This is a genomic window from Nocardiopsis sp. NPDC006139 (assembly GCF_040614155.1).
Classification (GTDB): domain Bacteria; phylum Actinomycetota; class Actinomycetes; order Streptosporangiales; family Streptosporangiaceae; genus Nocardiopsis; species Nocardiopsis changdeensis.
The window spans coordinates 144,962-165,993 of sequence record NZ_JBEXTT010000010.1 but is presented as its reverse complement, the minus strand read 5'-3'; the positions used below and the strand labels follow the sequence as shown (position 1 = coordinate 165,993).

Annotated in this window: 15 protein-coding genes and 1 tRNA gene; 13 read left to right on the top strand and 3 right to left on the bottom strand. The window is 70.1% G+C overall.

Going from position 1 to position 21,032, the window contains the following annotated elements:
- The first annotated feature begins 53 nt into the window (after nucleotides 1–53).
- Complete coding sequence (locus ABZ249_RS15770) at nucleotides 54–647, top strand: TMEM165/GDT1 family protein (protein WP_355262757.1); 594 nt, start codon at nucleotides 54–56, stop codon at nucleotides 645–647.
- Between the two features lie 8 nt (nucleotides 648–655).
- Here the strand turns inward: ABZ249_RS15770 and ABZ249_RS15765 are convergent, their stop codons facing one another.
- Together ABZ249_RS15765 and ABZ249_RS15760 are read right to left on the bottom strand one after the other, a co-directional pair.
- Nucleotides 656–1,702, bottom strand: a complete 1,047-nt coding sequence (locus ABZ249_RS15765) for an adenosine deaminase (protein ID WP_220563415.1) — start codon at nucleotides 1,700–1,702, stop codon at nucleotides 656–658.
- 127 nt (nucleotides 1,703–1,829) lie between these two features.
- A complete protein-coding gene (locus ABZ249_RS15760) occupies nucleotides 1,830–3,038 on the bottom strand; it encodes a pyridoxal phosphate-dependent aminotransferase (protein WP_355262754.1) in 1,209 nt (402 codons plus the stop codon).
- A 192-nt stretch (nucleotides 3,039–3,230) separates the two neighbouring features.
- Between ABZ249_RS15760 and ABZ249_RS15755 the strand changes: the two genes are divergently transcribed.
- From ABZ249_RS15755 to rplA, 5 genes are all read left to right on the top strand, one after another.
- A tRNA-Trp gene (locus tag ABZ249_RS15755) sits at nucleotides 3,231–3,303 on the top strand.
- 100 nt (nucleotides 3,304–3,403) lie between these two features.
- Entirely contained in the window at nucleotides 3,404–3,658 is a 255-nt protein-coding gene (secE, locus tag ABZ249_RS15750; RefSeq protein ID WP_220563413.1) for a preprotein translocase subunit SecE, read from the top strand.
- A gap of 277 nt (nucleotides 3,659–3,935) precedes the next feature.
- Nucleotides 3,936–4,742 carry a transcription termination/antitermination protein NusG gene (nusG, locus tag ABZ249_RS15745; RefSeq protein WP_220563412.1) on the top strand — a complete coding sequence of 269 codons (807 nt, stop codon included), beginning with the start codon at nucleotides 3,936–3,938 and terminating at the stop codon, nucleotides 4,740–4,742.
- 252 nt (nucleotides 4,743–4,994) lie between these two features.
- On the top strand, nucleotides 4,995–5,423 hold the full coding sequence (rplK, locus tag ABZ249_RS15740) for a 50S ribosomal protein L11 (protein ID WP_220563411.1): 429 nt from the start codon (nucleotides 4,995–4,997) through the stop codon (nucleotides 5,421–5,423).
- 118 nt (nucleotides 5,424–5,541) lie between these two features.
- On the top strand, nucleotides 5,542–6,219 hold the full coding sequence (gene rplA / locus ABZ249_RS15735) for a 50S ribosomal protein L1 (RefSeq protein ID WP_355262749.1): 678 nt from the start codon (nucleotides 5,542–5,544) through the stop codon (nucleotides 6,217–6,219).
- Nucleotides 6,220–6,328: 109 nt separating this feature from the next.
- Here rplA and ABZ249_RS15730 read toward each other — a convergent pair whose 3' ends face one another.
- On the bottom strand, nucleotides 6,329–7,180 hold the full coding sequence (locus ABZ249_RS15730) for a hypothetical protein (protein ID WP_355262746.1): 852 nt from the start codon (nucleotides 7,178–7,180) through the stop codon (nucleotides 6,329–6,331).
- A 467-nt stretch (nucleotides 7,181–7,647) separates the two neighbouring features.
- Here ABZ249_RS15730 and rplJ point away from each other — a divergent pair, with 467 nt between their 5' ends.
- From rplJ to rpsG, 7 genes are all read left to right on the top strand, one after another.
- Nucleotides 7,648–8,175: a 50S ribosomal protein L10 gene (gene rplJ / locus ABZ249_RS15725; protein ID WP_220563408.1), complete on the top strand. Its 528-nt coding sequence runs from the start codon at nucleotides 7,648–7,650 to the stop codon at nucleotides 8,173–8,175.
- A gap of 97 nt (nucleotides 8,176–8,272) precedes the next feature.
- A complete protein-coding gene (gene rplL / locus ABZ249_RS15720) occupies nucleotides 8,273–8,662 on the top strand; it encodes a 50S ribosomal protein L7/L12 (protein WP_220563407.1) in 390 nt (129 codons plus the stop codon).
- Nucleotides 8,663–9,338: 676 nt separating this feature from the next.
- Nucleotides 9,339–12,806: a DNA-directed RNA polymerase subunit beta gene (rpoB, locus tag ABZ249_RS15715; protein WP_220563406.1), complete on the top strand. Its 3,468-nt coding sequence runs from the start codon at nucleotides 9,339–9,341 to the stop codon at nucleotides 12,804–12,806.
- Nucleotides 12,807–12,840: 34 nt separating this feature from the next.
- Nucleotides 12,841–16,719 (top strand): DNA-directed RNA polymerase subunit beta', encoded by a 3,879-nt coding sequence (locus tag ABZ249_RS15710; RefSeq protein ID WP_355262741.1) that lies wholly within the window; start codon nucleotides 12,841–12,843, stop codon nucleotides 16,717–16,719.
- 124 nt (nucleotides 16,720–16,843) lie between these two features.
- Nucleotides 16,844–19,708: a hypothetical protein gene (locus ABZ249_RS15705; RefSeq protein ID WP_355262738.1), complete on the top strand. Its 2,865-nt coding sequence runs from the start codon at nucleotides 16,844–16,846 to the stop codon at nucleotides 19,706–19,708.
- A gap of 443 nt (nucleotides 19,709–20,151) precedes the next feature.
- Nucleotides 20,152–20,523, top strand: a complete 372-nt coding sequence (gene rpsL / locus ABZ249_RS15700; protein WP_017538026.1) for a 30S ribosomal protein S12 — start codon at nucleotides 20,152–20,154, stop codon at nucleotides 20,521–20,523.
- Nucleotides 20,524–20,525: 2 nt separating this feature from the next.
- Entirely contained in the window at nucleotides 20,526–20,996 is a 471-nt protein-coding gene (gene rpsG, locus ABZ249_RS15695; RefSeq protein WP_220563403.1) for a 30S ribosomal protein S7, read from the top strand.
- Nucleotides 20,997–21,032 lie beyond the last annotated feature (36 nt).

Sequence of the window (21,032 nt, the reverse complement as noted above, 5' to 3'; positions counted from 1 at the left end):
CGAAGGGGCGTATCCGCTCCCTTCCGCCCAGACCGCCACGAGGGAGAGGACATATGACGGCATTTCTCGCGGGCCTCGGATTCAGCGCCCTGGCCGTTTTCATCGCCGAAATGGGCGACAAGACCCAGCTCGTCGCCATGTCACTGGCGACCCGCTACCGCGCGCTCACGGTCATCCTCGGCATCACCGCCGCGACCGCCGTCGTGCACATCGCGAGCGTGTTCATCGCCGAGGTGCTGGGCGCGTCCCTGCCCACCGACTGGATCACCCTGGTCGCGGGCATCGCGTTCCTGATCTTCGGCGCCTGGACGCTGCGCGGCGACGAGATGTCCGCCAAGGACGAGGAGCGTGCCGCCTCCCGGCGCATCAAGTCCGCGTTCGTCACGGTCTTCACGGTGTTCTTCATCGCGGAGCTGGGCGACAAGACCATGCTCACCACCATCGCGGTGGGCACGCAGTACGACTGGCTGCCGGTGTGGATCGGCTCCACCGTCGGCATGGTCGCCGCCGACGCCATCGCCATCGTCCTCGGCGCCGTCCTGGGCAGGAAGCTCCCGGAGCGGGCCGTCCGGATCGGCGCCGCGTCCCTGTTCTTCGTCGCGGGCGCGGTCATGGTCGGCCAGGGCGTCCTCATGCTCCTGGCCTGACCCGGCGGTCAGTCCCGCTGTCCGGGGTCGTCCGCCAGCCAGGACTCGACCCCGGACAGCATCTCCTTCTTGAGGGAGTCGGGCGCCCCCGAGCCCCGGATCGACATCCGCGCCAGCTCGGCCAGCTCCGGGTCGGTGAACCCGAACACCTCGCGGGCGATCCGGTACTGCTCCACCAGGCGCGGACCGAACAGCAGCGGGTCGTCGGTCCCCAGCGCGATCGGCACCCCGGCGTCGAACAGCCGCCGCAGCGGCACGTGCTCCAGCTCGTTGAACACCCCCAGGCCCACGTTGGAGGTCGGGCAGATCTCCAGCGTCACCCCCTGGGTGGCGATCCGCTCCACCAGGTACGGGTCCTCGATCGCCCGCACCCCGTGCCCCACCCGGTCGGCCTCCAGCTCGTCCAGGCACTCCCGGATGCTCAGCGGCCCCTGGAGCTCGCCGCCGTGCGGGGCCGACAGCAGCCCGGCCCGGCGCGCGATCCGGAACGCCGCCTCGAACTCCCGGGCCCGCCCGCGCCGCTCGTCGTTGTTGAGCCCGAACGCCACCACGCCGCGGCCCGCGTACTGGCGGGCCAGCCGGGCCAGCGCGCGGGCGTCCAGCGGGTGCCGCGTGCGGTTGGCCGCCACCATGACGCCGACCCCCACCCCGGTGTCGCGCTCGGCGGCCCGGGCGGCGTCCAGCACCAGCTCCAGGGTGGCGGTCAGCCCGTCGAAGAGCGCCGCGTACCCGCTGGGGTCCACCTGGATCTCCAGCCAGCCCGAGCCGGCCTCCCGCTCGTCCTCGGCCGCCTCGCGCAGCAGCCGGTACATGTCGTCGGGCTCGCGCAGCACCGAGCGCGCGATGTCGTAGAGGCGCTGGAACCGGAACCAGCCGCGCTCGTCGGTGGCGCGCAGCCTGGGCGGCCACTCGGTCACCAGGGCCTGGGGCAGGTGCACGCCCCGCTTCTCGGCGAGCTCCACCAGTGTGGAGTGCCTCATCGACCCGGTGAAGTGGAGGTGCAGATGGGCCTTGGGCAGCCGGTCCAAGCGGCGGCCGGTGATGGGTGTCTCCATGAACCAAGCCTGCCGTATCCGGGCCGCCCGTGGTGCCGGAGCCGTCCACTTCCCCGGTGATGCGCTGCACATGCCGCGGGCCCGCCCGGAACGCTCCGGACGGGCCCGTACGGCGGTGTGCGCGCGGCTACCGGGCCTCGGCCAGCAGCTTCTGGATGCGGCTGACGCCCTCGGCCAGGTCCTCGTCGCCCAGCGCGTAGGACAGGCGCAGGTAACCCGGGGTGCCGAAGGCCTCGCCCGGGACCACCGCGACCTCGGCCTCGTCCAGGATCAGCTCGGCCAGCTCGGCGGAGGTCTGCGGACGGCGGCCGCGGATCTCCTTGCCCAGCACGCCCTTGACCGACGGGTAGGCGTAGAACGCGCCCTGCGGCTCCGGGCAGAACACGCCGTCGATCTCGTTGAGCATCCGCACGATGGTCCGGCGGCGGCGGTCGAACGCCTTCTTCATCTCCTCGACGGCGGCCAGGTCGCCCGAGACGGCGGCGATCGCGGCGGCCTGGGACACGTTGGCGACGTTGGAGGTGGCGTGCGACTGGAGGTTGCCCGCGGCCTTGACGACGTCCTTGGGGCCGATGACCCACCCCACGCGCCAGCCGGTCATCGCGTACGTCTTGGCGACGCCGTTGACGATGACGGTGCGGTCGGCGATCTCGGGCACCTCGACGGGCAGCGAGGAGAACTCGGCGTCCCCGTAGACCAGGTGCTCGTAGATCTCGTCGGTGAGCACCCACAGGCCGTGCCCGTTCGCCCACTGCCCGATGGCGCGCACCTGCTCGCGCGGGTAGACGGCGCCGGTCGGGTTGGAGGGGGACACGAACAGCAGGACCTTGGTGCGCTCGGTGCGCGCCGCCTCCAGCTGCTCGACGCTCGCCAGGTAGCCGGTGGTCTCGTCGGTGACCACGTAGACCGGCACGCCGCCCGCCAGCTTGATGGACTCGGGGTAGGTGGTCCAGTACGGGGCGATGACGATGACCTCGTCGCCCGGGTCGAGCAGGGCGGCGAACGCCTCGTAGATGGCCTGCTTGCCGCCGTTGGTCACCAGGACCTGGGCGGGCTCCACCTGGTAGCCGGAGTCGCGGGCGGTCTTCTCGGCGATGGCCTTCTTCAGCTCGGGCAGGCCGCCGGCCGGGGTGTAGCGGTGGTACTTCGGCTCGCGGGCGGCGGCGACGGCCGCCTCCACGATGTAGTCCGGAGTCGGGAAGTCCGGTTCCCCCGCGCCGAAGCCGATGACGGGACGGCCCTCCGCCTTCATGGCCTTGGCCTTGGCGTCCACGGCGAGGGTGGCGGACTCGGAGATGGCGCTGATGCGTGCAGAGACACGGGGTCGGTTGGTCATGCCGTCCATGGTGTCATGCGAGGCCGCGCCCGTGGCGGGGTGGGCCGGGACCGGGCGGCGGGTAATCGGTTTGGCCGCGCGCGGGGGAACCCGTAAACTCTCACGAGTCGGCCGTCCGTGGCCCAGGTGTTACGCACCGGCAGTGTGCGCGCACGGCACGGACCGGCTATGGTGGGATCGCGGTTTCCGCATAGGGCAGTGGCTCAATTGGCAGAGCACCGGTCTCCAAAACCGGCGGTTGGGGGTTCGAGTCCCTCCTGCCCTGCACGACCGTTCGCGCGGCGTGGCGGCCTGACCGGCCGCTTCGTCGCGCGAACGGGCTTTCCTGCTATCTCGGGGATGACCCGCGACCCTAAGGACCCCAGGTGACTCAGACTGACGCCGACGCCAAGCCCGGCAAGGAGCCCACGCGCCGCACCGGTCCGGTGACGTTCACCAAGCAGGTCGTCGGCGAGCTGCGCAAGGTGCGCTGGCCCACGCGCCGCGAGCTGGTCACCTACACCATCGTGGTCCTGGTCTTCGTGGTCATGATCCTGGGTTACGTCTCGCTCCTCGACTGGGGCTTCGGCGAGGCCGTCACCTGGCTCTACGGCACCTTCGGCACCCCCGAGGGCCTCTAGCGCCACCCGGCCGGCCATCCGGTCGGCCCGTCCCCCGAGGGGGGTCACCGATCTCACAGGCCGCGTTCCGCCCCGTGCGGGACGCGGCCTCGCCCGTGCGCGGGTTGGCCCCGGGTCGCTCCGGGAGAGCTTAAGCTGACAGGACCGGGTCCCGAACCGGGCGCCCCGCGCGGCGTTCCGGCCCCGGCGCAGCGCAGAACCGCTGGGCATCGAGAAGCGCTGGGCGGAACCGAGGAGGGGCCGCGCAGCGCACCCGACGAGAGAAAGAGCAGCAGCCGTGTCCGAGTCCCCACTGACCAATGACGACTTCCCCGAAGAGGAGCCGGGTCAGTCGTCGGCGGAAGCGACCGGCCTGGCGGGCGAGCCGTCCGAGGAGGCCGCGCAGGCCGACTCCGACGGCGCCGAGCTGACCGACGCCGAACCGACCGACGTCGAGCCGGCGGACGACGAGGACGCGGAGGAGGCCGAGGAGGCCCCGCGCCCCGACCCCGTCGAGGAGTTCAAGAACGAGCTCTTCCTGCTCCCCGGCGACTGGTACGTCGTGCACACCTACGCGGGGTACGAGAAGCGGGTCAAGGCCAACGTCGAGAGCCGCACCCAGTCCCTCAACATGGAGGAGTACATCTTCCAGGTCGAGGTCCCCGAGCACCAGGTCACCGAGGTCAAGAGCGGCAAGCGCCAGCAGGTCACCGAGAAGGTCCTGCCCGGCTACGTGCTCGTCCGCATGGACCTCACCGACGAGTCCTGGTCGGCCATCCGCAACACCCCCGGCGTGACCGGCTTCGTGGGCCTGTCCAACAAGCCCGCCCCGCTCAGCCTCACCGAGGTCGCCAAGCTGCTGGCGCCCGAGCCGGAGGAGGAGCCGGAGCAGGTCCAGAAGGCCAGGACCGGCGGCGTGGAGGTCCGCTCCGACGTGGCCTACGAGATCGGCGAGTCCGTCACGGTCATGGAGGGCCCGTTCGCGACCCTGCCCGCCACCGTGAGCGAGATCAACCCCGACACCCAGAAGCTCAAGGTGCTGGTGTCGATCTTCGGCCGCGAGACCCCGGTCGAGCTGTCGTTCAACCAGGTCGCCAAGATCTGATCCGGCGACCGCGCCCGGGTACTCGCCCGGGCGGCGTAGACTTGGTGGGTCCGCCTCGTGCGGACCCACTCGCGTGTCCGGCCCCCGGTCGGGCGCGCACGGCCCGCCCGGTCCCGGCGGGCCGCGGCCCGGCGCCTTCACCGCCGGGCGCAGTTCCTCCCGCAGCGGTGGTTCCCCGGCCGTCCCCGGCCGCGCGGCACCCCTGGGAGGACAGGGACCGGCACACAACGCAGATCAGGCAAAGGACCCGATATGCCTCCGAAGAAGAAACTGGCCGCACTCGTCAAGGTGCAGCTGCCCGCCGGTCAGGCGACCCCGGCTCCGCCCGTCGGTACCGCTCTCGGTCCGCACGGCGTCAACATCATGGACTTCTGCAAGCAGTACAACGCTGCCACGGAGTCCCAGCGCGGCAACGTGATCCCGGTCGAGATCTCGATCTACGAGGACCGGTCCTTCACCTTCGTCACGAAGACGCCGCCGGCGCCGAAGCTGATCCTGAAGGCCGCGGGCCTGGACAAGGCCGCCACCGACCCGGGTCGCAGCACGGCCGGTTCCATCACCGCCGAGCAGGTCCGCGAGATCGCGCAGACCAAGCTGCCCGACCTCAACACCGACGACATCGAGGCCGCCGCCAAGATCGTCGCCGGCACCGCCCGCTCGATGGGCATCGAGGTCAAGTAGCCCCGTCACCCGGCCGCGTACACAGGCCGGGCGAGGGATGCTCGACAGTTCCAGAACCGAATCGTGGCAGGGCCTCGCGCTGGCCCACAGACCACACGTTCCCCATAAGGAGAACAGCGTGAAGCGCAGCAAGAACCACCGCAAAGCCAGCGAGCTGGTGGACCGCGAGAAGCAGTACGCCCCCTCCGAGGCCGTGAAGCTGGCCAAGGAGACCTCCACCACCAAGTTCGACGCGACCGTCGAGGTGGCCCTGCGCCTGGGCGTCGACCCGCGCAAGGCCGACCAGATGGTCCGCGGCACCGTCAACCTGCCGCACGGCACCGGCAAGACCGCACGGGTCCTGGTCTTCGCGACCGGTGAGCGTGCCGAGCAGGCTCTGGCCGCGGGCGCCGACATCATCGGCGACGACGAGATGATCGAGAAGGTGGCCAAGGGCTTCACCGACTTCGACGCCGTCGTCGCCACCCCGGACCTCATGGGCAAGGTCGGTCGCCTCGGCCGCGTCCTGGGTCCGCGCGGCCTGATGCCGAACCCCAAGACGGGCACGGTCACCCCCGACGTGGCCAAGGCCGTCACCGACATCAAGGGCGGCAAGATCGAGTTCCGCGTGGACCGCCACGGGAACCTGCACTTCATCATCGGCAAGGCCTCCTTCGGCGAGCAGCAGCTGCTGGAGAACTACCAGGCCGCCATCGACGAGGTGACCCGTCTCAAGCCGTCCGCCGCCAAGGGGCGCTACATCAAGAAGGCCGTGGTCTCCACGACCATGGGCCCGAGCATCCCGCTCGAGGTCTGACGGTCCTCCTGACACGGACGGCCCCCGGCTCCTCTCGGAGCCGGGGGCCGTCGCCGTTCCCGGGGCCGGTGGTCCCGGCGGGCGCCCGGGGGAGAGGCGCCGCGGGCGGCTACATGTCGCTGATCTGGTCCTCGGACGGGATCTCGAACGAGGTGGTGCCGATCTCGGAGAACTCGATCTGCATGGTCTCCCCGTTGTCGGTGACGCTCATACGCATGGGGAAGCCGTCCTCGGAGACCCAGATGGAGACCTCCAGGGTCTCCTGGACATCGCCGCCGAGGAACTCCTGGATGGCGGCCGCGGACCCGGGGTCCAGGGCGGCGGCCTCCTCCTCGGTGAGGGCGAGCTCGACCACGGTCGTCGGGACGCCGTTGACGTCCTCGGCCCCGGTCTCCTCGGCCTGCTCGATCCCCGCGAAGGCGCTGACCAGGTCGGGGAGCCCCTGGAGGTCGAACAGCTCCTCCGGGTTCATGTCCGTCATGTCCTCGCCGCCGCGGACCCAGGGGGTTTCCGCTTCGTAGATGCCGTTGTGGTCGGAGATGAGCGTCTCCCCGTCCGCGGGCTGGATCATGATCTGGGTGCCCAGCTCCTCCGCGGTGAGCCCCGGGTCCTCACCGCCCATGGCGAGCAGCTCTGCCAGCGCCTCCCCGAACTCGGGCATCACCATGGTGATCTGCATCGCCTGCGGGTCGTCCATGACCTCGTAGGTCAGGTCGACGTCGACCTCGCCCAGGTCGGGGTCGGGCATCGTCATCGAGAGGGCGAGGGTGTAGTTGGTGAGCTCGCGGGTGCTGTCGTCCAGGCCGCTCAGCAGGTCGATGAGGCCGCCCCCGCCGCCGTTCTCCTCCGCGGCGGCCTCGGTGGCCTCCTCGGTCGGCTCGGGGGCCTCCTCGGCGCCGCAGGCGGCGAGGGACAGGGCCAGGATCCCGGCGGTGAACAGGGCCGGGACTCGGGTCTTCACGGTGCTTGTGTCGCTTTCTCTCAAGGGGGATGAGCACCAGAGAGCGGGGTGTGCTCGGTGCCGTCGATGCTCCCACGCGCAGTGGACATTCCGGGCATTCTCCTCTTGCTTCACTCGGAGGGATCCGGGCCCGCACGGCCCCGGATCCCTCCCGGATCCCCCGGTGAGCACCGTCACGGCGAGGGCTCCCGAAAACGGAGGTTCGAGCGCCCTGTGGATCGGGTACGATGGTTTCTTGCCGAAGACCGCTGGTCGTCACCCGATCGGGTGACCTAAGGACCCATCCGCGATGGGCGCCCGCGCAGGTGTCACAAGAGCTTTCCCGTACCGCCCGTACGCGCTCCGCGCGATCGGACCGGATACGCGGACGTGCCCCGTGCGCCTCGCGCTCGGGGCTTTTTCTCGTGCTGACGCCCGTCGTCGCGGGTCCTTGGGAATCACCGGCGTTCAATGTTGGAAGGAGTCCCATGGCGAGGCCGGACAAGGCAGCCGCGGTCGCCGCGCTCTCGGAGGAGTTCCGGGAGTCCAGCGGTGCCGTGCTGACCGAATACCGGGGGCTCACTGTGGCTCAGCTCACCGAGCTGCGCCGTAGCCTCGGCCAGAACGCGCGTTTCTCCATCGTGAAGAACACGCTGACCAAGCTGGCGCTCAAGGAGGCCGGCGTCGACGTCCAGATCGATGATCTGCTCGTCGGCCCGTCCGCCGTCGCCTTCGTCCACGGTGACGTGGTCGAGGCCGCCAAGGGTCTGCGCGACTTCGCCAAGGCGAACTCGCCGCTGGTGATCAAGGGCGGCATCATCGACGGCAAGTCGATGACCGCCGAGGACGTCACCAAGCTGGCCGATCTGGAGTCCCGAGAGGTTCTCCTCTCGAAGCTTGCCGGCGCGCTCAAGGCCAAGCAGGGCCAGGCCGCCGCCGTCTTCCAGGCGCTGCCGTCCAAGACCGTGCGTCTCGCACAGGCTCTGGCGGACAAGCGTTCCGAGGAAGCCGCTTAAACCCTATGGACCACGGCGGGTGCCGACCGCGCCCGGCCACTGGCTCGCACGTGATGCCCCACGGCGCGCGTGTTCGTAAAGAAAGAGAGATCGCATCATGGCGAAGCTCAGCAACGAGGACCTGCTTGCCGCGTTCGAGGAGATGACCCTCCTCGAGCTGTCCGAGTTCGTGAAGCTCTTCGAGGACAAGTTCGACGTCACCGCCGCCGCTCCGGCCGCCGTCGTCGCCGCCGCCCCGGGTGCCGGTGGCGGCGCCGCCGCCGTCGAGGACGAGAAGGACGAGTTCGACGTCGTCCTCGAGTCCGCCGGCGACAAGAAGATCCAGGTCATCAAGGAGGTCCGCGGCCTCACGAGCCTGGGCCTCAAGGAGGCCAAGGACCTGGTCGACAACGCTCCGAAGCCGCTGCTCGAGGGCGTCAACAAGGAGACGGCCGAGAAGGCCAAGGCCGCCCTCGAGGGCGCCGGCGCCACCGTCACCCTCAAGTAGTCCCGTACGGGCCCCACACGGCCCGTCGACTGCGCCTGCGCGGCCGTCCGCCCCTTCGGGGGCGGGCGGCCGCCTTCGTGTGTCCGGGGGTCCCCGCGCGGCCCCGGGGCGCCGCCGCGCCGAACGTGAGTCCGCGACGGCGAATCTCGCGCGCGTGTGCGAAGCTGGTTCGGACCCGGAGGGGCCCGCGACGGCCCCGGGCCGGGAGTGGAACCGCCCGCGGATGCGGATCGTCCCCGGGACACGGTAATCTCCGGTGCCGGGAATCTTGAGGGGCCCGGGGGCGAGTGTTTACCCGCCCGCCCCGGGGGAACCCTTCCGGGTGTCCGATGGCTCACACGACCCCCCAGGGCCAGGGCGAGCGCACAGTCCACCGGACGGATCGGTCCCCCGCAGGGGTTGACGGATCGCCTTCCACGGGTGATCCTGCCGGTGTCGTGAGTTGCGCTGTGGACCATGAGTGGACAGCGGTGTAGTGTTCGGCTACACTGCTCTTTTGCGCTGCCCTTTGGTGATCCCTGTGCCGGTGACCGGCTGCCGACCAGCCCGTTTCGTCTGGACACGGTGCCCGTTCCCGCTCGATGTGACCGTCTCAACCGCGTTGCGGCGGTCCTTCTCGTGACGGATCGTCTGGCGTGCGCGCTTCAACCGCCACAAGCCTTCGGAAGGACCCCTGTTGGCAGCCTCGCGCAACGCCTCCGCTAACGCCCTTGGTCCGCACCGCGTTTCTTTCGCCCGTATCCAGGAACCCCTCGAGGTTCCGAACCTGCTTGCCCTGCAGACCGAGTCGTTCGACTGGCTGCTGGGCAACGACAAGTGGAAGGCCCGGGTCGAATCGGCCCGGAACGCTGGCCGCAAGGACGTTACGGAGCAGTCCGGTCTCGAAGAGATCTTCGAGGAGATCAGCCCGATCGAGGACTTCTCGGGCACGATGTCCCTGTCGTTCCGTGACCACCGGTTCGAGCCGCCCAAGAACACGGTCGACGAGTGCAAGGAACGGGACGCCACCTACTCCGCGCCGATGTTCGTCACCGCGGAGTTCATCAACAACGACACCGGTGAGATCAAGAGCCAGACGGTCTTCATGGGCGACTTCCCGCTCATGACCGACAAGGGCACCTTCATCATCAACGGCACCGAGCGTGTCGTGGTCTCCCAGCTGGTCCGCTCCCCGGGCGTCTACTTCGACAGGTCCGTCGACAAGACCACCGACAAGGACCTCTTCGGCTGCAAGGTCATCCCGTCCCGCGGTGCCTGGCTGGAGTTCGAGGTCGACAAGCGCGACTTCGTCGGCGTCCGCATCGACCGCAAGCGCAAGCAGGGCGTCACCGTCCTGCTCAAGGCCCTGGGCTGGACCACCGACCAGATCCTGGAGCGCTTCGGCCAGTACGAGTCCATCCGCAACACGCTGGAGAAGGACCCGACCGCCGGCACCGACGACGCGCTGCTGGACATCTACCGCAAGCTGCGCCCGGGAGAGCCGCCCACGAAGGAGTCGGCCCAGGCGCTGCTGGAGAACCTCTACTTCAACCCCAAGCGCTACGACCTGGCCAAGGTCGGCCGCTACAAGATCAACAAGAAGCTCGGTCTGGAGACCGACTACACGCAGGGCACGCTGACCGAAGAGGACATCGTCGCCACCATCGAGTACCTCGTGCGCCTGCACGCGGGCGAGAAGGAGCGCGAGACCCCGCTCGGCACCCTGCCGATCGAGGTCGACGACATCGACCACTTCGGCAACCGCCGCCTGCGCACCGTCGGCGAGCTCATCCAGAACCAGGTCCGCCTGGGCCTGGCCCGCATGGAGCGCGTCGTCCGCGAGCGGATGACCACCCAGGACGTCGAGGCGATCACGCCGCAGACCCTGATCAACATCCGCCCCGTCGTGGCCTCCATCAAGGAGTTCTTCGGCACCTCGCAGCTGTCGCAGTTCATGGACCAGACCAACCCGCTGGCGGGTCTGACCCACAAGCGCCGCCTGTCGGCGCTGGGCCCGGGCGGTCTGTCCCGTGAGCGCGCGGGCTTCGAGGTCCGCGACGTGCACCCGTCCCACTACGGCCGCATGTGCCCGATCGAGACCCCTGAGGGTCCCAACATCGGCCTCATCGGCTCGCTGGCCGCGTACGGGCGGGTCAACCCGTTCGGCTTCGTGGAGACCCCGTACCGCAAGGTCGTCGACGGCCGTATCACCGACCAGGTCGACTACCTCACCGCGGACGAGGAGGACCGGTTCATCATCGCGCAGGCCAACACGCCGATGAACGCCGACGGCTCCTTCGCCGAGGACCGCGTGCTCGTCCGCCGTAAGGGCGGCGAGTTCGAGCAGGTCGGCACCGACGAGGTCGACTACATGGACGTGTCGCCGCGCCAGATGGTGTCGGTCGCCACCGCCATGATCCCGTTCCTGGAGCACGACGACGCCAACCGCGCGCTCATGGGCTCCAACATGCAGCGCCAGGCCGTGCCCCTGCTGCGGGCCGAGTCCCCGTTCGTCGGCACCGGCATGGAGTACCGCGCCGCCACCGACGCCGGCGACGTCGTGCTCGCCGAGAAGGCCGGTGTGGTCGAGGACGTCACCGCCGACTACGTCACCGTCATGGCCGACGACGGCACCCGCAAGACGTACCGCCTGCACAAGTTCCAGCGCTCCAACCAGGGCACCTGCTTCAACCAGCGCCCGATCGTCACCGAGGGGCAGCGGGTCGAGGAGCGCCAGGTCCTGGCCGACGGCCCGTCCACCGACCAGGGTGAGATGTCGCTGGGCAAGAACCTCCTCGTGGCGTACATGTCGTGGGAGGGCCACAACTACGAGGACGCGATCATCCTCTCCCAGCGCCTGGTGCAGGACGACGTCCTCTCCTCGATCCACATCGAGGAGCACGAGGTCGACGCCCGCGACACCAAGCTGGGCCCGGAGGAGATCACCCGCGAGATCCCCAACGTCAGCGAGGAGGTCCTCGCCGACCTCGACGACCGGGGCATCATCCGCATCGGCGCCGAGGTCGTCGACGGCGACATCCTCGTCGGCAAGGTCACGCCCAAGGGCGAGACCGAGCTCACCCCGGAGGAGCGCCTGCTGCGCGCCATCTTCGGTGAGAAGGCCCGCGAGGTCCGCGACACCTCCCTGAAGGTGCCGCACGGCGAGTCCGGCAAGGTCATCGGCGTCAAGGTGTTCAGCCGCGAGGAGGGCGACGAGCTCGCCCCCGGCGTGAACGAGATGGTCCGCGTCTACGTGGCCCAGAAGCGCAAGATCACCGACGGCGACAAGCTCGCCGGCCGCCACGGCAACAAGGGCGTCATCTCCAAGATCCTCCCGCAGGAGGACATGCCCTTCCTGGAGGACGGCACCCCCGTCGACATCATCCTCAACCCGCTGGGCGTCCCCGGCCGGATGAACGTCGGCCAGGTGCTGGAGGTCCACCTGGGCTGGCTGGCCAAGAACGGCTGGCTGGTCGAGGGGCTGGAGGAGGACTGGCAGAAGGCGCTCGACGCCATCGGCGCCACCGACGTCCCGCCGGACTCCCGGGTCGCCACGCCGGTCTTCGACGGCCTGCACGGCGACGAGCTCAGCGGCCTCATCAGCTCGGTCCGCCCGAACAAGGACGGCAACCGCCTCATCAACGAGGACGGCAAGGCCCGCCTGTTCGACGGCCGCACCGGTGAGCCCTTCGCCGAGCCCATCTCCGTCGGCTACAAGTACATCCTGAAGCTCCACCACCTCGTGGACGACAAGATCCACGCGCGCTCCACCGGCCCCTACTCCATGATCACCCAGCAGCCGCTGGGCGGTAAGGCGCAGTTCGGCGGCCAGCGCTTCGGTGAGATGGAGGTGTGGGCGCTGGAGGCCTACGGCGCCGCCTACGCCCTCCAGGAGCTGCTCACCATCAAGTCCGACGACGTGGTGGGCCGGGTCAAGGTCTACGAGGCCATCGTCAAGGGCGAGAACATCCCCGAGCCGGGCATCCCTGAGTCCTTCAAGGTGCTCATCAAGGAGATGCAGTCGCTCTGTCTGAACGTGGAGGTGCTGTCCAGTGACGGTATGTCCATCGAGATGCGGGACAGCGACGAGGACGTCTTCCGCGCGGCGGAAGAACTGGGAATCGACCTGGGTCGGCGCGAGCCGAGCAGTGTCGAAGAGGTCTAACTTCCGCATTCTTCGAGAGCAGGGGACGAATTAAGTGCTCGACGTCAACTTCTTCGACGAGCTGCGCATCGGCCTGGCCACGGCCGACGACATCCGCCAGTGGTCGCACGGCGAGGTCAAGAAGCCCGAAACCATCAACTACCGGACCCTCAAGCCCGAGAAGGACGGCCTCTTCTGCGAGAAGATCTTCGGCCCGACCCGGGACTGGGAGTGCTACTGCGGCAAGTACAAGCGCGTCCGCTTCAAGGGCATCATCTGTGAGCGCTGCGGCGTCGAGGTGACCCGCGCCAAGGTGCGCCGTGAGCGGATGGGCCACATCGAGCTGGCCGCTCCCGTGACGCACATCTGGTACTTCAAGGGCGTGCCCTCCCGCCTGGGCTACCTGCTGGACCTGGCGCCGAAGGATCTCGAGAAGATCATCTACTTCGCCGCCTACATGGTCACGTGGGTGGACACCGAGGCCCGTGAGCGCGACCTCCAGTCCCTGGAGGCGCGGATCGCGGTCGAGAAGCAGCACATGGAGCAGCGCCGCGACTCCACCATCGAGGAGCGGCACCGCAAGCTCGAGGCCGACCTGGCCGAGCTCGAGGAGCAGGGTGCCAAGGGCGACGCGCGCCGCAAGGTGCGCGAGGGCGCCGAGCGCGAGATGCGCCAGCTGCGCGACCGCGCCCAGCGCGAGATCGACCGCCTCGACGAGGTCTGGAACCGGTTCAAGAACCTCAAGGTCCAGGACCTCGAGGGCGACGAGATGCTCTACCGCGAGATGCGGGACCGCTTCGGGAAGTACTTCCGCGGCGGCATGGGCGCCCAGGCCATCCAGGACCGGCTCGCCAACTTCGAGCTGGAGGAGGAGGCCGAGAAGCTCCGCGAGACCATCCGCACCGGCAAGGGCCAGAAGAAGGCCCGCGCCCTGAAGCGGCTCAAGGTCGTCTCGGCGTTCCTCAACACCCGCAACAGCCCCATGGGCATGGTGCTGGACTGCATCCCGGTCATCCCGCCGGACCTGCGTCCGATGGTGCAGCTGGACGGTGGCCGCTTCGCGACCTCCGACCTGAACGACCTGTACCGCCGCGTCATCAACCGCAACAACCGCCTCAAGCGGCTGCTGGACCTCGGCGCGCCCGAGATCATCGTCAACAACGAGAAGCGGATGCTCCAGGAGGCCGTCGACGCGCTGTTCGACAACGGCCGCCGCGGCCGGCCCGTCACCGGGCCCGGCAACCGTCCGCTCAAGTCGCTGTCCGACATGCTCAAGGGCAAGCAGGGCCGGTTCCGCCAGAACCTGCTGGGCAAGCGCGTCGACTACTCCGGCCGTTCGGTCATCGTCGTCGGCCCGCAGCTGAAGCTGCACCAGTGCGGTCTGCCCAAGCAGATGGCCCTGGAGCTCTTCAAGCCGTTCGTGATGAAGCGCCTGGTCGACCTGAACCACGCGCAGAACATCAAGAGCGCCAAGCGCATGGTGGAGCGGTCCCGCCCCGTCGTGTGGGACGTCCTCGAAGAGGTCATCACCGAGCACCCGGTTCTGCTCAACCGCGCCCCGACCCTGCACCGCCTGGGCATCCAGGCGTTCGAGCCGCAGCTGGTCGAGGGCAAGGCCATCCAGATCCACCCGCTCGTGTGCACCGCGTTCAACGCGGACTTCGACGGCGACCAGATGGCCGTGCACCTGCCGCTGTCCGCCGAGGCCCAGGCCGAGGCGCGGCTGCTGATGCTCGCCACCAACAACATCCTCAAGCCGTCCGACGGCAAGCCCGTGACCATGCCCACCCAGGACATGATCATCGGCCTGTACTACCTGACGACGGAGCGGGCGGGGGCGACCGGCGAGGGCCGTGCGTTCCGCGGCCCCGCCGAGGCGATCATGGCCTACGACCTGGGCGACCTCGACCTGCAGGCGAAGATCCGCCTGCGCATCGAGGACGGTGCCCCGGCTCCCAAGGACTGGACGCCGCCGGAGGGCTGGCAGCCGGGCGAGGCGTACACCCTCGAGACCACCCTGGGCCGGTACCTCTTCAACGAGACCACCCCGGTGGACTACCCGTACATCAACTACCAGGTCGGCAAGAAGCAGATCTCGGTGCTGGTCAACGACCTCGCCGAGAACTACCCCAAGGTGCAGGTCGCCACGACCCTGGACGCCCTCAAGGACGCCGGTTACCGCTGGGCCACCCGGTCCGGCCTGACCATCGGCATCGAGGACGTCGTCGCGCCGCCGCAGAAGGCGGAGATCCTCGCGGGCTACGACCGCAAGGCCGACAAGATCCAGCGGGAGTACGACCGCGGCCTCATCACCGACGACGAGCGCCGCAACGAGCTCACCGAGGTGTGGACCCAGGCCACCGCCGAGGTCGCCAAGAACATGGAGGACAACTTCCCCGCCGACAACCCGGTGTGGATGATGGTCCAGTCCGGCGCCCGAGGCAACCCGATGCAGGTGCGCCAGATCGCCGGTATCCGCGGTCTGGTCTCCAACACCAAGGGTGAGACGATCCCGCGCCCGATCAAGTCCTCCTACCGCGAGGGCCTGTCCGTGCTGGAGTACTTCATCTCCACGCACGGCCAGCGCAAGGGCCTGGCCGACACCGCGCTGCGGACCGCCGACTCGGGTTACCTGACCCGTCGTCTGGTGGACGTCGCCCAGGACGTCATCGTCCGGGAGATCGACTGCGGCACCGACCGGTCGCTGTGGCACGAGATCGGCGAGAAGAACGCCGCCGGCGTCGTCGTGCGCAAGCACAACGTCGAGAACACCGGCTTCGGCCGCACCCTGGCCGAGGACGTCCTCGACGCCAACGGCGACCTGGTGCTGCCGGCGCTGGCGGACACCTCCGAGCAGAACATCGACAAGCTGATCGCCGCCGGGATCACCCGGGTGCGCATCCGCTCGTCGCTGACCTGCGAGGCGAAGATCGGCGTCTGCACCACCTGCTACGGCCGCTCCATGGCGACCGGCAAGCCGGTGGACGTCGGCGAGGCGATCGGCATCATCGCGGCCCAGTCCATCGGTGAGCCCGGCACCCAGCTGACCATGCGGACCTTCCACATGGGCGGTTCGGCCGGTCAGGACATCACCCACGGTCTGCCCCGTGTCCAGGAGCTCTTCGAGGCCCGCATCCCCAAGGGTGTGGCCCCGATCTCCGAGGTCGAGGGTCGGATCCGGATCGACGACACCGAGAAGAGCCGCAAGATCGTCGTCATCCCCGACGACGGCACCGACGAGATCGCCTACCCGGTCCCCATGCGCGCCCAGCGCCTGGTGGACGAGGGCGACCACGTCAAGGTGGGCCAGCAGCTCATCCAGGGTGCGATCAACCCGCACGAGGTCCTGCGCATCCAGGGTCCGCGCGCGGTGCAGCAGCACCTGGTGTCCGAGGTCCAGGAGGTGTACAAGTCGCAGGGTGTGTCCATCCACGACAAGCACATCGAGATCATCGTGCGCCAGATGCTCAAGCGCGTGAACATCCTGGAGTCGGGCGACACCGAGCTGCTGCCCGGTGAGATGGTCGAGCGGCCCAAGTTCGAGCAGATCAACCGCCGTGTCGTCGCCGAGGGCGGACAGCCCGCGGCCGGCCGCCCGGTGCTGCTCGGCATCACCAAGGCGTCGCTGGCCACCGAGTCGTGGCTGTCGGCGGCCTCCTTCCAGGAGACCACCCGCGTGCTCACCGAGAACGCGATCCACGGCAAGAGCGACCCGCTGCTCGGCCTCAAGGAGAACGTCATCATCGGTAAGCTCATCCCGGCCGGTACGGGCATCCCCCAGTACCGCAACATCCGGGTGGAGCCCACCGAGGAGGCCAAGGCCTCGATGTACTCGGTCTCCGGTTACGAGGAGCCGAGCGAGTACACCTTCGGGCAGGGCTCCGGCGAGGCCGTGCCGCTGGAGGAGTACGACTTCGGGCCGTACAACCGGTAGCGAAGTGAACTGACGGCGGCGGCGTGCCGCCCCTTCCGGGGGGCGGTACCGCCGCCGTTCGGTTGTAACGAGGGGTCCGTGACACGGGCCGGGGAGAGGGCGCCACGGCGCCGGCGGGAGAGGCATGACTGATAACGGGGGCGGACGGGATTCCGGCGGTGGCGCTTCGTGGTTCAAGCCGAGTGAGGACCGCCACCTCAAGCAGTCGGACTACCAGGACCCGCTCGAGGGACAGGAACAGCAGCAGAGGGACACGGTCTTCCCGGACAGCGGGGGGTACGCGGGCCTGAGCTCGTCGCGCCCCGCCCTGGCGGACCCGTACCCGGAGGCACTGGGCGGGCCTCCCGCGGAACCGCCCAACCCCCTGTCCTACCCGGGCGCGGGGGACGCGGCCTACCGGCCGCTCACCCGTATCCCGGGGGAGGACACCGAACCGAAGACCCAGGAGATCCCGGTCCTGCGCCCGGACTCCGGTCCCGTGTGGACCGACACCCCCGACTCCGGTGGCGCCCCCTCGGCCCCCGGGACCGGGGACCGGGGCGGCGAGCGCGCCCCCTGGGACGCGGACGGCGCCGCGACGGCCGGGGACGCCGATCTCCGCGGCCCCGCCGCCGTGGACGCCTCCTGGGGCGCAGACGGCCGCGACGGGACCGCCGACCCGCTCGACACGCGCGCCCCCTGGGACGCCGCCGGTGCGTCCGGCGGCGGGCTGGGCGACCCCGTCACCCCCGGGCGCGGGAGCGCCCCCTGGGAGGCGGACCCCGACCTGGACGGCGGGCGCGCCCCGGCCTGGGACGCCGATGACCGCGCCCCTCGGGGCGCCGAGGAGGCCGACGGCCTCCGTGAGTCCGCCGGGTACCCGAACACCGCGTGGGACTCGGACGGCCGCGGCGGTACGGACCTCGGCGGTGAGCGTGCGCCGTGGGGTGCCGACGCTCCGGCCGACGATCTGCGCGACCCCGTCGCCCCCGGGCGCGGGAGCGCCCCCTGGGAGGCGGATCCCGACCTGGACGGCGGCCGCACCCCGGCCTGGGAGCCCGCCGGGGACACCGATCCCCGTGAGCCCGCCGCATACCCGAACACCTCCTGGGACGCGGACGGCCGTAGCGGTGGCGCGGACCTGCGTGGTGAGCGCGCTCCCTGGGATGCCGACTCCGCGGGTGTGGACGATGACCTGCGCGGTCCCGCCGCCGGGCGTGAGGACGCCTCCTGGGAGGCGGATCCCGCCCTGGACGGCGGCCGCACCGCTGCTTGGGATGCGGACGGCCGTAGCGGTGACACGGACCTGCGTGGTGAGCGCGCCCCCTGGGACGCCGACGGGGACGACGGCCTCGGCGGCTCCGCCGGGTACCCGAACACTTCTTGGGACGCGGACGGCCGCAACGGCGGCGCGGACCTTCGCGGTGAGCGCGCTCCCTGGGGCGCCGACGCTCCTGTGGACGACCTGCGCGGTCCCGCCGCCGGGCGTGAGGACGCCTCCTGGGAGGCGGATCCCGCCCTGGACGGCGGCCGCACCGCTGCTTGGGATGCGGACGGCCGTAGCGGTGGCGCGGACCTGCGTGGTGAGCGCGCTCCCTGGGACGGCGACTCCGCGGGTGTGGACGATGACCTGCGCGGTCCCGCCGCCGGGCGCGGGGACGCCCCCTGGGAGGCGGACCCCGACCTGGACGGAGACCGCGGCGGCGCCGGCCTGCGCGGGGACGGTTCCACCTGGGACACCGACCTCCGTGAGTCCGCCGGGTACCCGAACACTTCCTGGGATGCGGACGGCCGCAGCGGTGGCGCGGACCTGCGTGGTGAGCGCGCTCCCTGGGACGGCGACTCCGCGGGTGTGGACGATGACCTGCGCGGCCCCGCCATCGGGCGCGGGGACGCCCCCTGGGAGGCGGACCCCGACCTGGACGGCGGCCGCACCCCGGCCTGGGAGCCCGACGGGGACGACGGCCTCGGCGGCTCCACGGGGTACCCGAACACCTCGTGGGACGCGGACGGCCGCAACGGCGGCGCGGACCCGCTCGGTGAGCGCGGGCCGTGGGACGCCGACGCGGACCCCCTGGGCGAGCGCGCGTCCGCCCGGGGCGGCGGGATCGACCCGCTGACGGACGACTCCTACGGCTCGCGCGGTGCCGACGACCGCGGCTCCTCCTGGGGGCCGCAGGCCGATCCGCTGAGCGACGACCGCGGGACCGGCTGGGGCGGCGACCCGCTCCGCGACGGGGACGCGGCCCCCGGGGAGGAGGACCCCTGGGGGTGGAGCCGGAACGCCGACGGCGACCCCGGCCCCGTGCGGGTGCCCGACTCCCGGGAGGAGCGCACCTCAGCGCCCTGGACCGACGTGCCCGAGCCCGACGCCTGGGAGGGCGAGGCGCCCGGCGCCTCCGGCAACACCTGGGCGTTCGACCGGGACGACCCGCGGCTGCCCGACGTGGTGCGCGAGGCCGAGCGGCGGCGGCGCGAGGAGGCCGGGCCGGAGGAGGACCCGCTGGCGGCGATTGCCGACATGCAGTCCCGCGCCCGGGCCGAGGAGCCCGAGGCCACGCAGATGATCGCGCCGGTGGCGGACGCCCCGGAGGAGGATCCCGAGTACGACGACGGCTTCACCCCCGCCGACTACGGCATGCCGGTCAAGCCCAAGGCGAAGAAGCGGAAAAAGGACCCCATCGCCGAGGAGTTCCCCGGCTTCGAGGACCGTCCGCTCGGCGGCGAGGCCGGCGACCCCTACCCCGGCTACGACAGCGTCGACTTCCTCGCCGACACCGAGCGGGGGGCGGTCCTCACCATGTGGCTGGGCGTCGCCTCGCTGATCCCCGGTGTCGGCCTCGTCACCGCCCTGCTCGCCCTGCTGGTCACCGGACCCAAGGCCAAGCGGGCGATCCGGGCCTCCAACGGACAGCTGGACGGGCTCGGCCTCATCACCGGCGGCACCGTTTTCGCGGTGATCGGCATCCTGGTCACCGTGATCTCCGTCGCGGTCTGGCTGCTCCTGTAGAGACGGCGGCCGCTCCCTGTGACAATGGTCGGAGGGGAGCGGCCGCTGCTATACCCGGCTCCGGTGGAAAACCGGGGCGAAGCAACGCCGGGACGGCGTAGACTGGTGGCGACCCACGGCTACGTGAGGACCGGTTCCGCTGTCCTCGCCATGTCGCACACCGTTTTGACCGCCTAGAGGGTAGACGGTAGCCTGTGTGATTGTGCCCGTGAGTCGACGGGTCACACGTGTGTGTGCGGCGCCCCGGTCTTCGAGGGCCTGCGGCGCGCAGCGCACGTGAACCCCCTCCCGTGAAAATCGGCCCCTTTTCAGGGTGTGCGTCGTGCGTCCGAACGAGCGCGACACGCCCGACAGCGTGGGTCGGGGAGGTTCGGGAAATCCAGCAGGTCAATAGCGATACGGCTACGAGAACCGGCGTAGGTCACGAGGAAGACGGAGACGCGGTGCCCACCATCCAGCAGCTGGTCCGCAAGGGCCGACAGGACAAGGTCGCAAAGAACAAGACCCCGGCGCTGAAGGGGAGTCCGCAGCGTCGTGGTGTGTGCACGCGCGTTTACACCACCACGCCGAAGAAGCCGAACTCCGCCCTGCGCAAGGTCGCTCGCGTGAAGCTGAGCAGCGGGATCGAGGTCACGGCCTACATCCCCGGTATCGGTCACAACCTCCAGGAGCACAGCATCGTGCTGGTGCGCGGTGGTCGTGTGAAGGACCTGCCGGGTGTCCGCTACCGAATCGTCCGCGGTTCGCTCGACACCCAGGGTGTCCGTAACCGCAAGCAGGCGCGTAGCCGTTACGGCGCCAAGAAGGAGAAGTAAGAATGCCGCGCAAGGGCCCGGCGCCGAAGCGCCAGCTCATCACCGACCCGGTCTACGGTTCGCCGCTCGTCACCGCACTGATCAACAAGGTGCTGCTCGACGGCAAGCGCTCCATCGCCCAGCGCGTCGTCTACGACGCCCTGGAGGGTGCCCGCGAGAAGACCGGCCAGGACCCGCTGGTCGTCCTCAAGCGGGCGCTGGACAACGTCAAGCCCGCGCTGGAGGTCCGCAGCCGCCGTGTCGGTGGCGCGACCTACCAGGTGCCGGTCGAGGTCCGCGCCTCCCGGTCCACCACGCTGGCCCTGCGCTGGCTGGTCTCCTTCTCGCGTCAGCGCCGTGAGAAGACCATGACCGAGCGTCTGATGAACGAGCTGGTCGACGCCAGCAACGGTCTCGGCGCGGCCGTCAAGAAGCGTGAAGACACGCACAAGATGGCCGAGTCGAACAAGGCCTTCGCCCACTACCGCTGGTAACCCCGCGGTTGTACAGCAATAAACCGAGGGAAGACG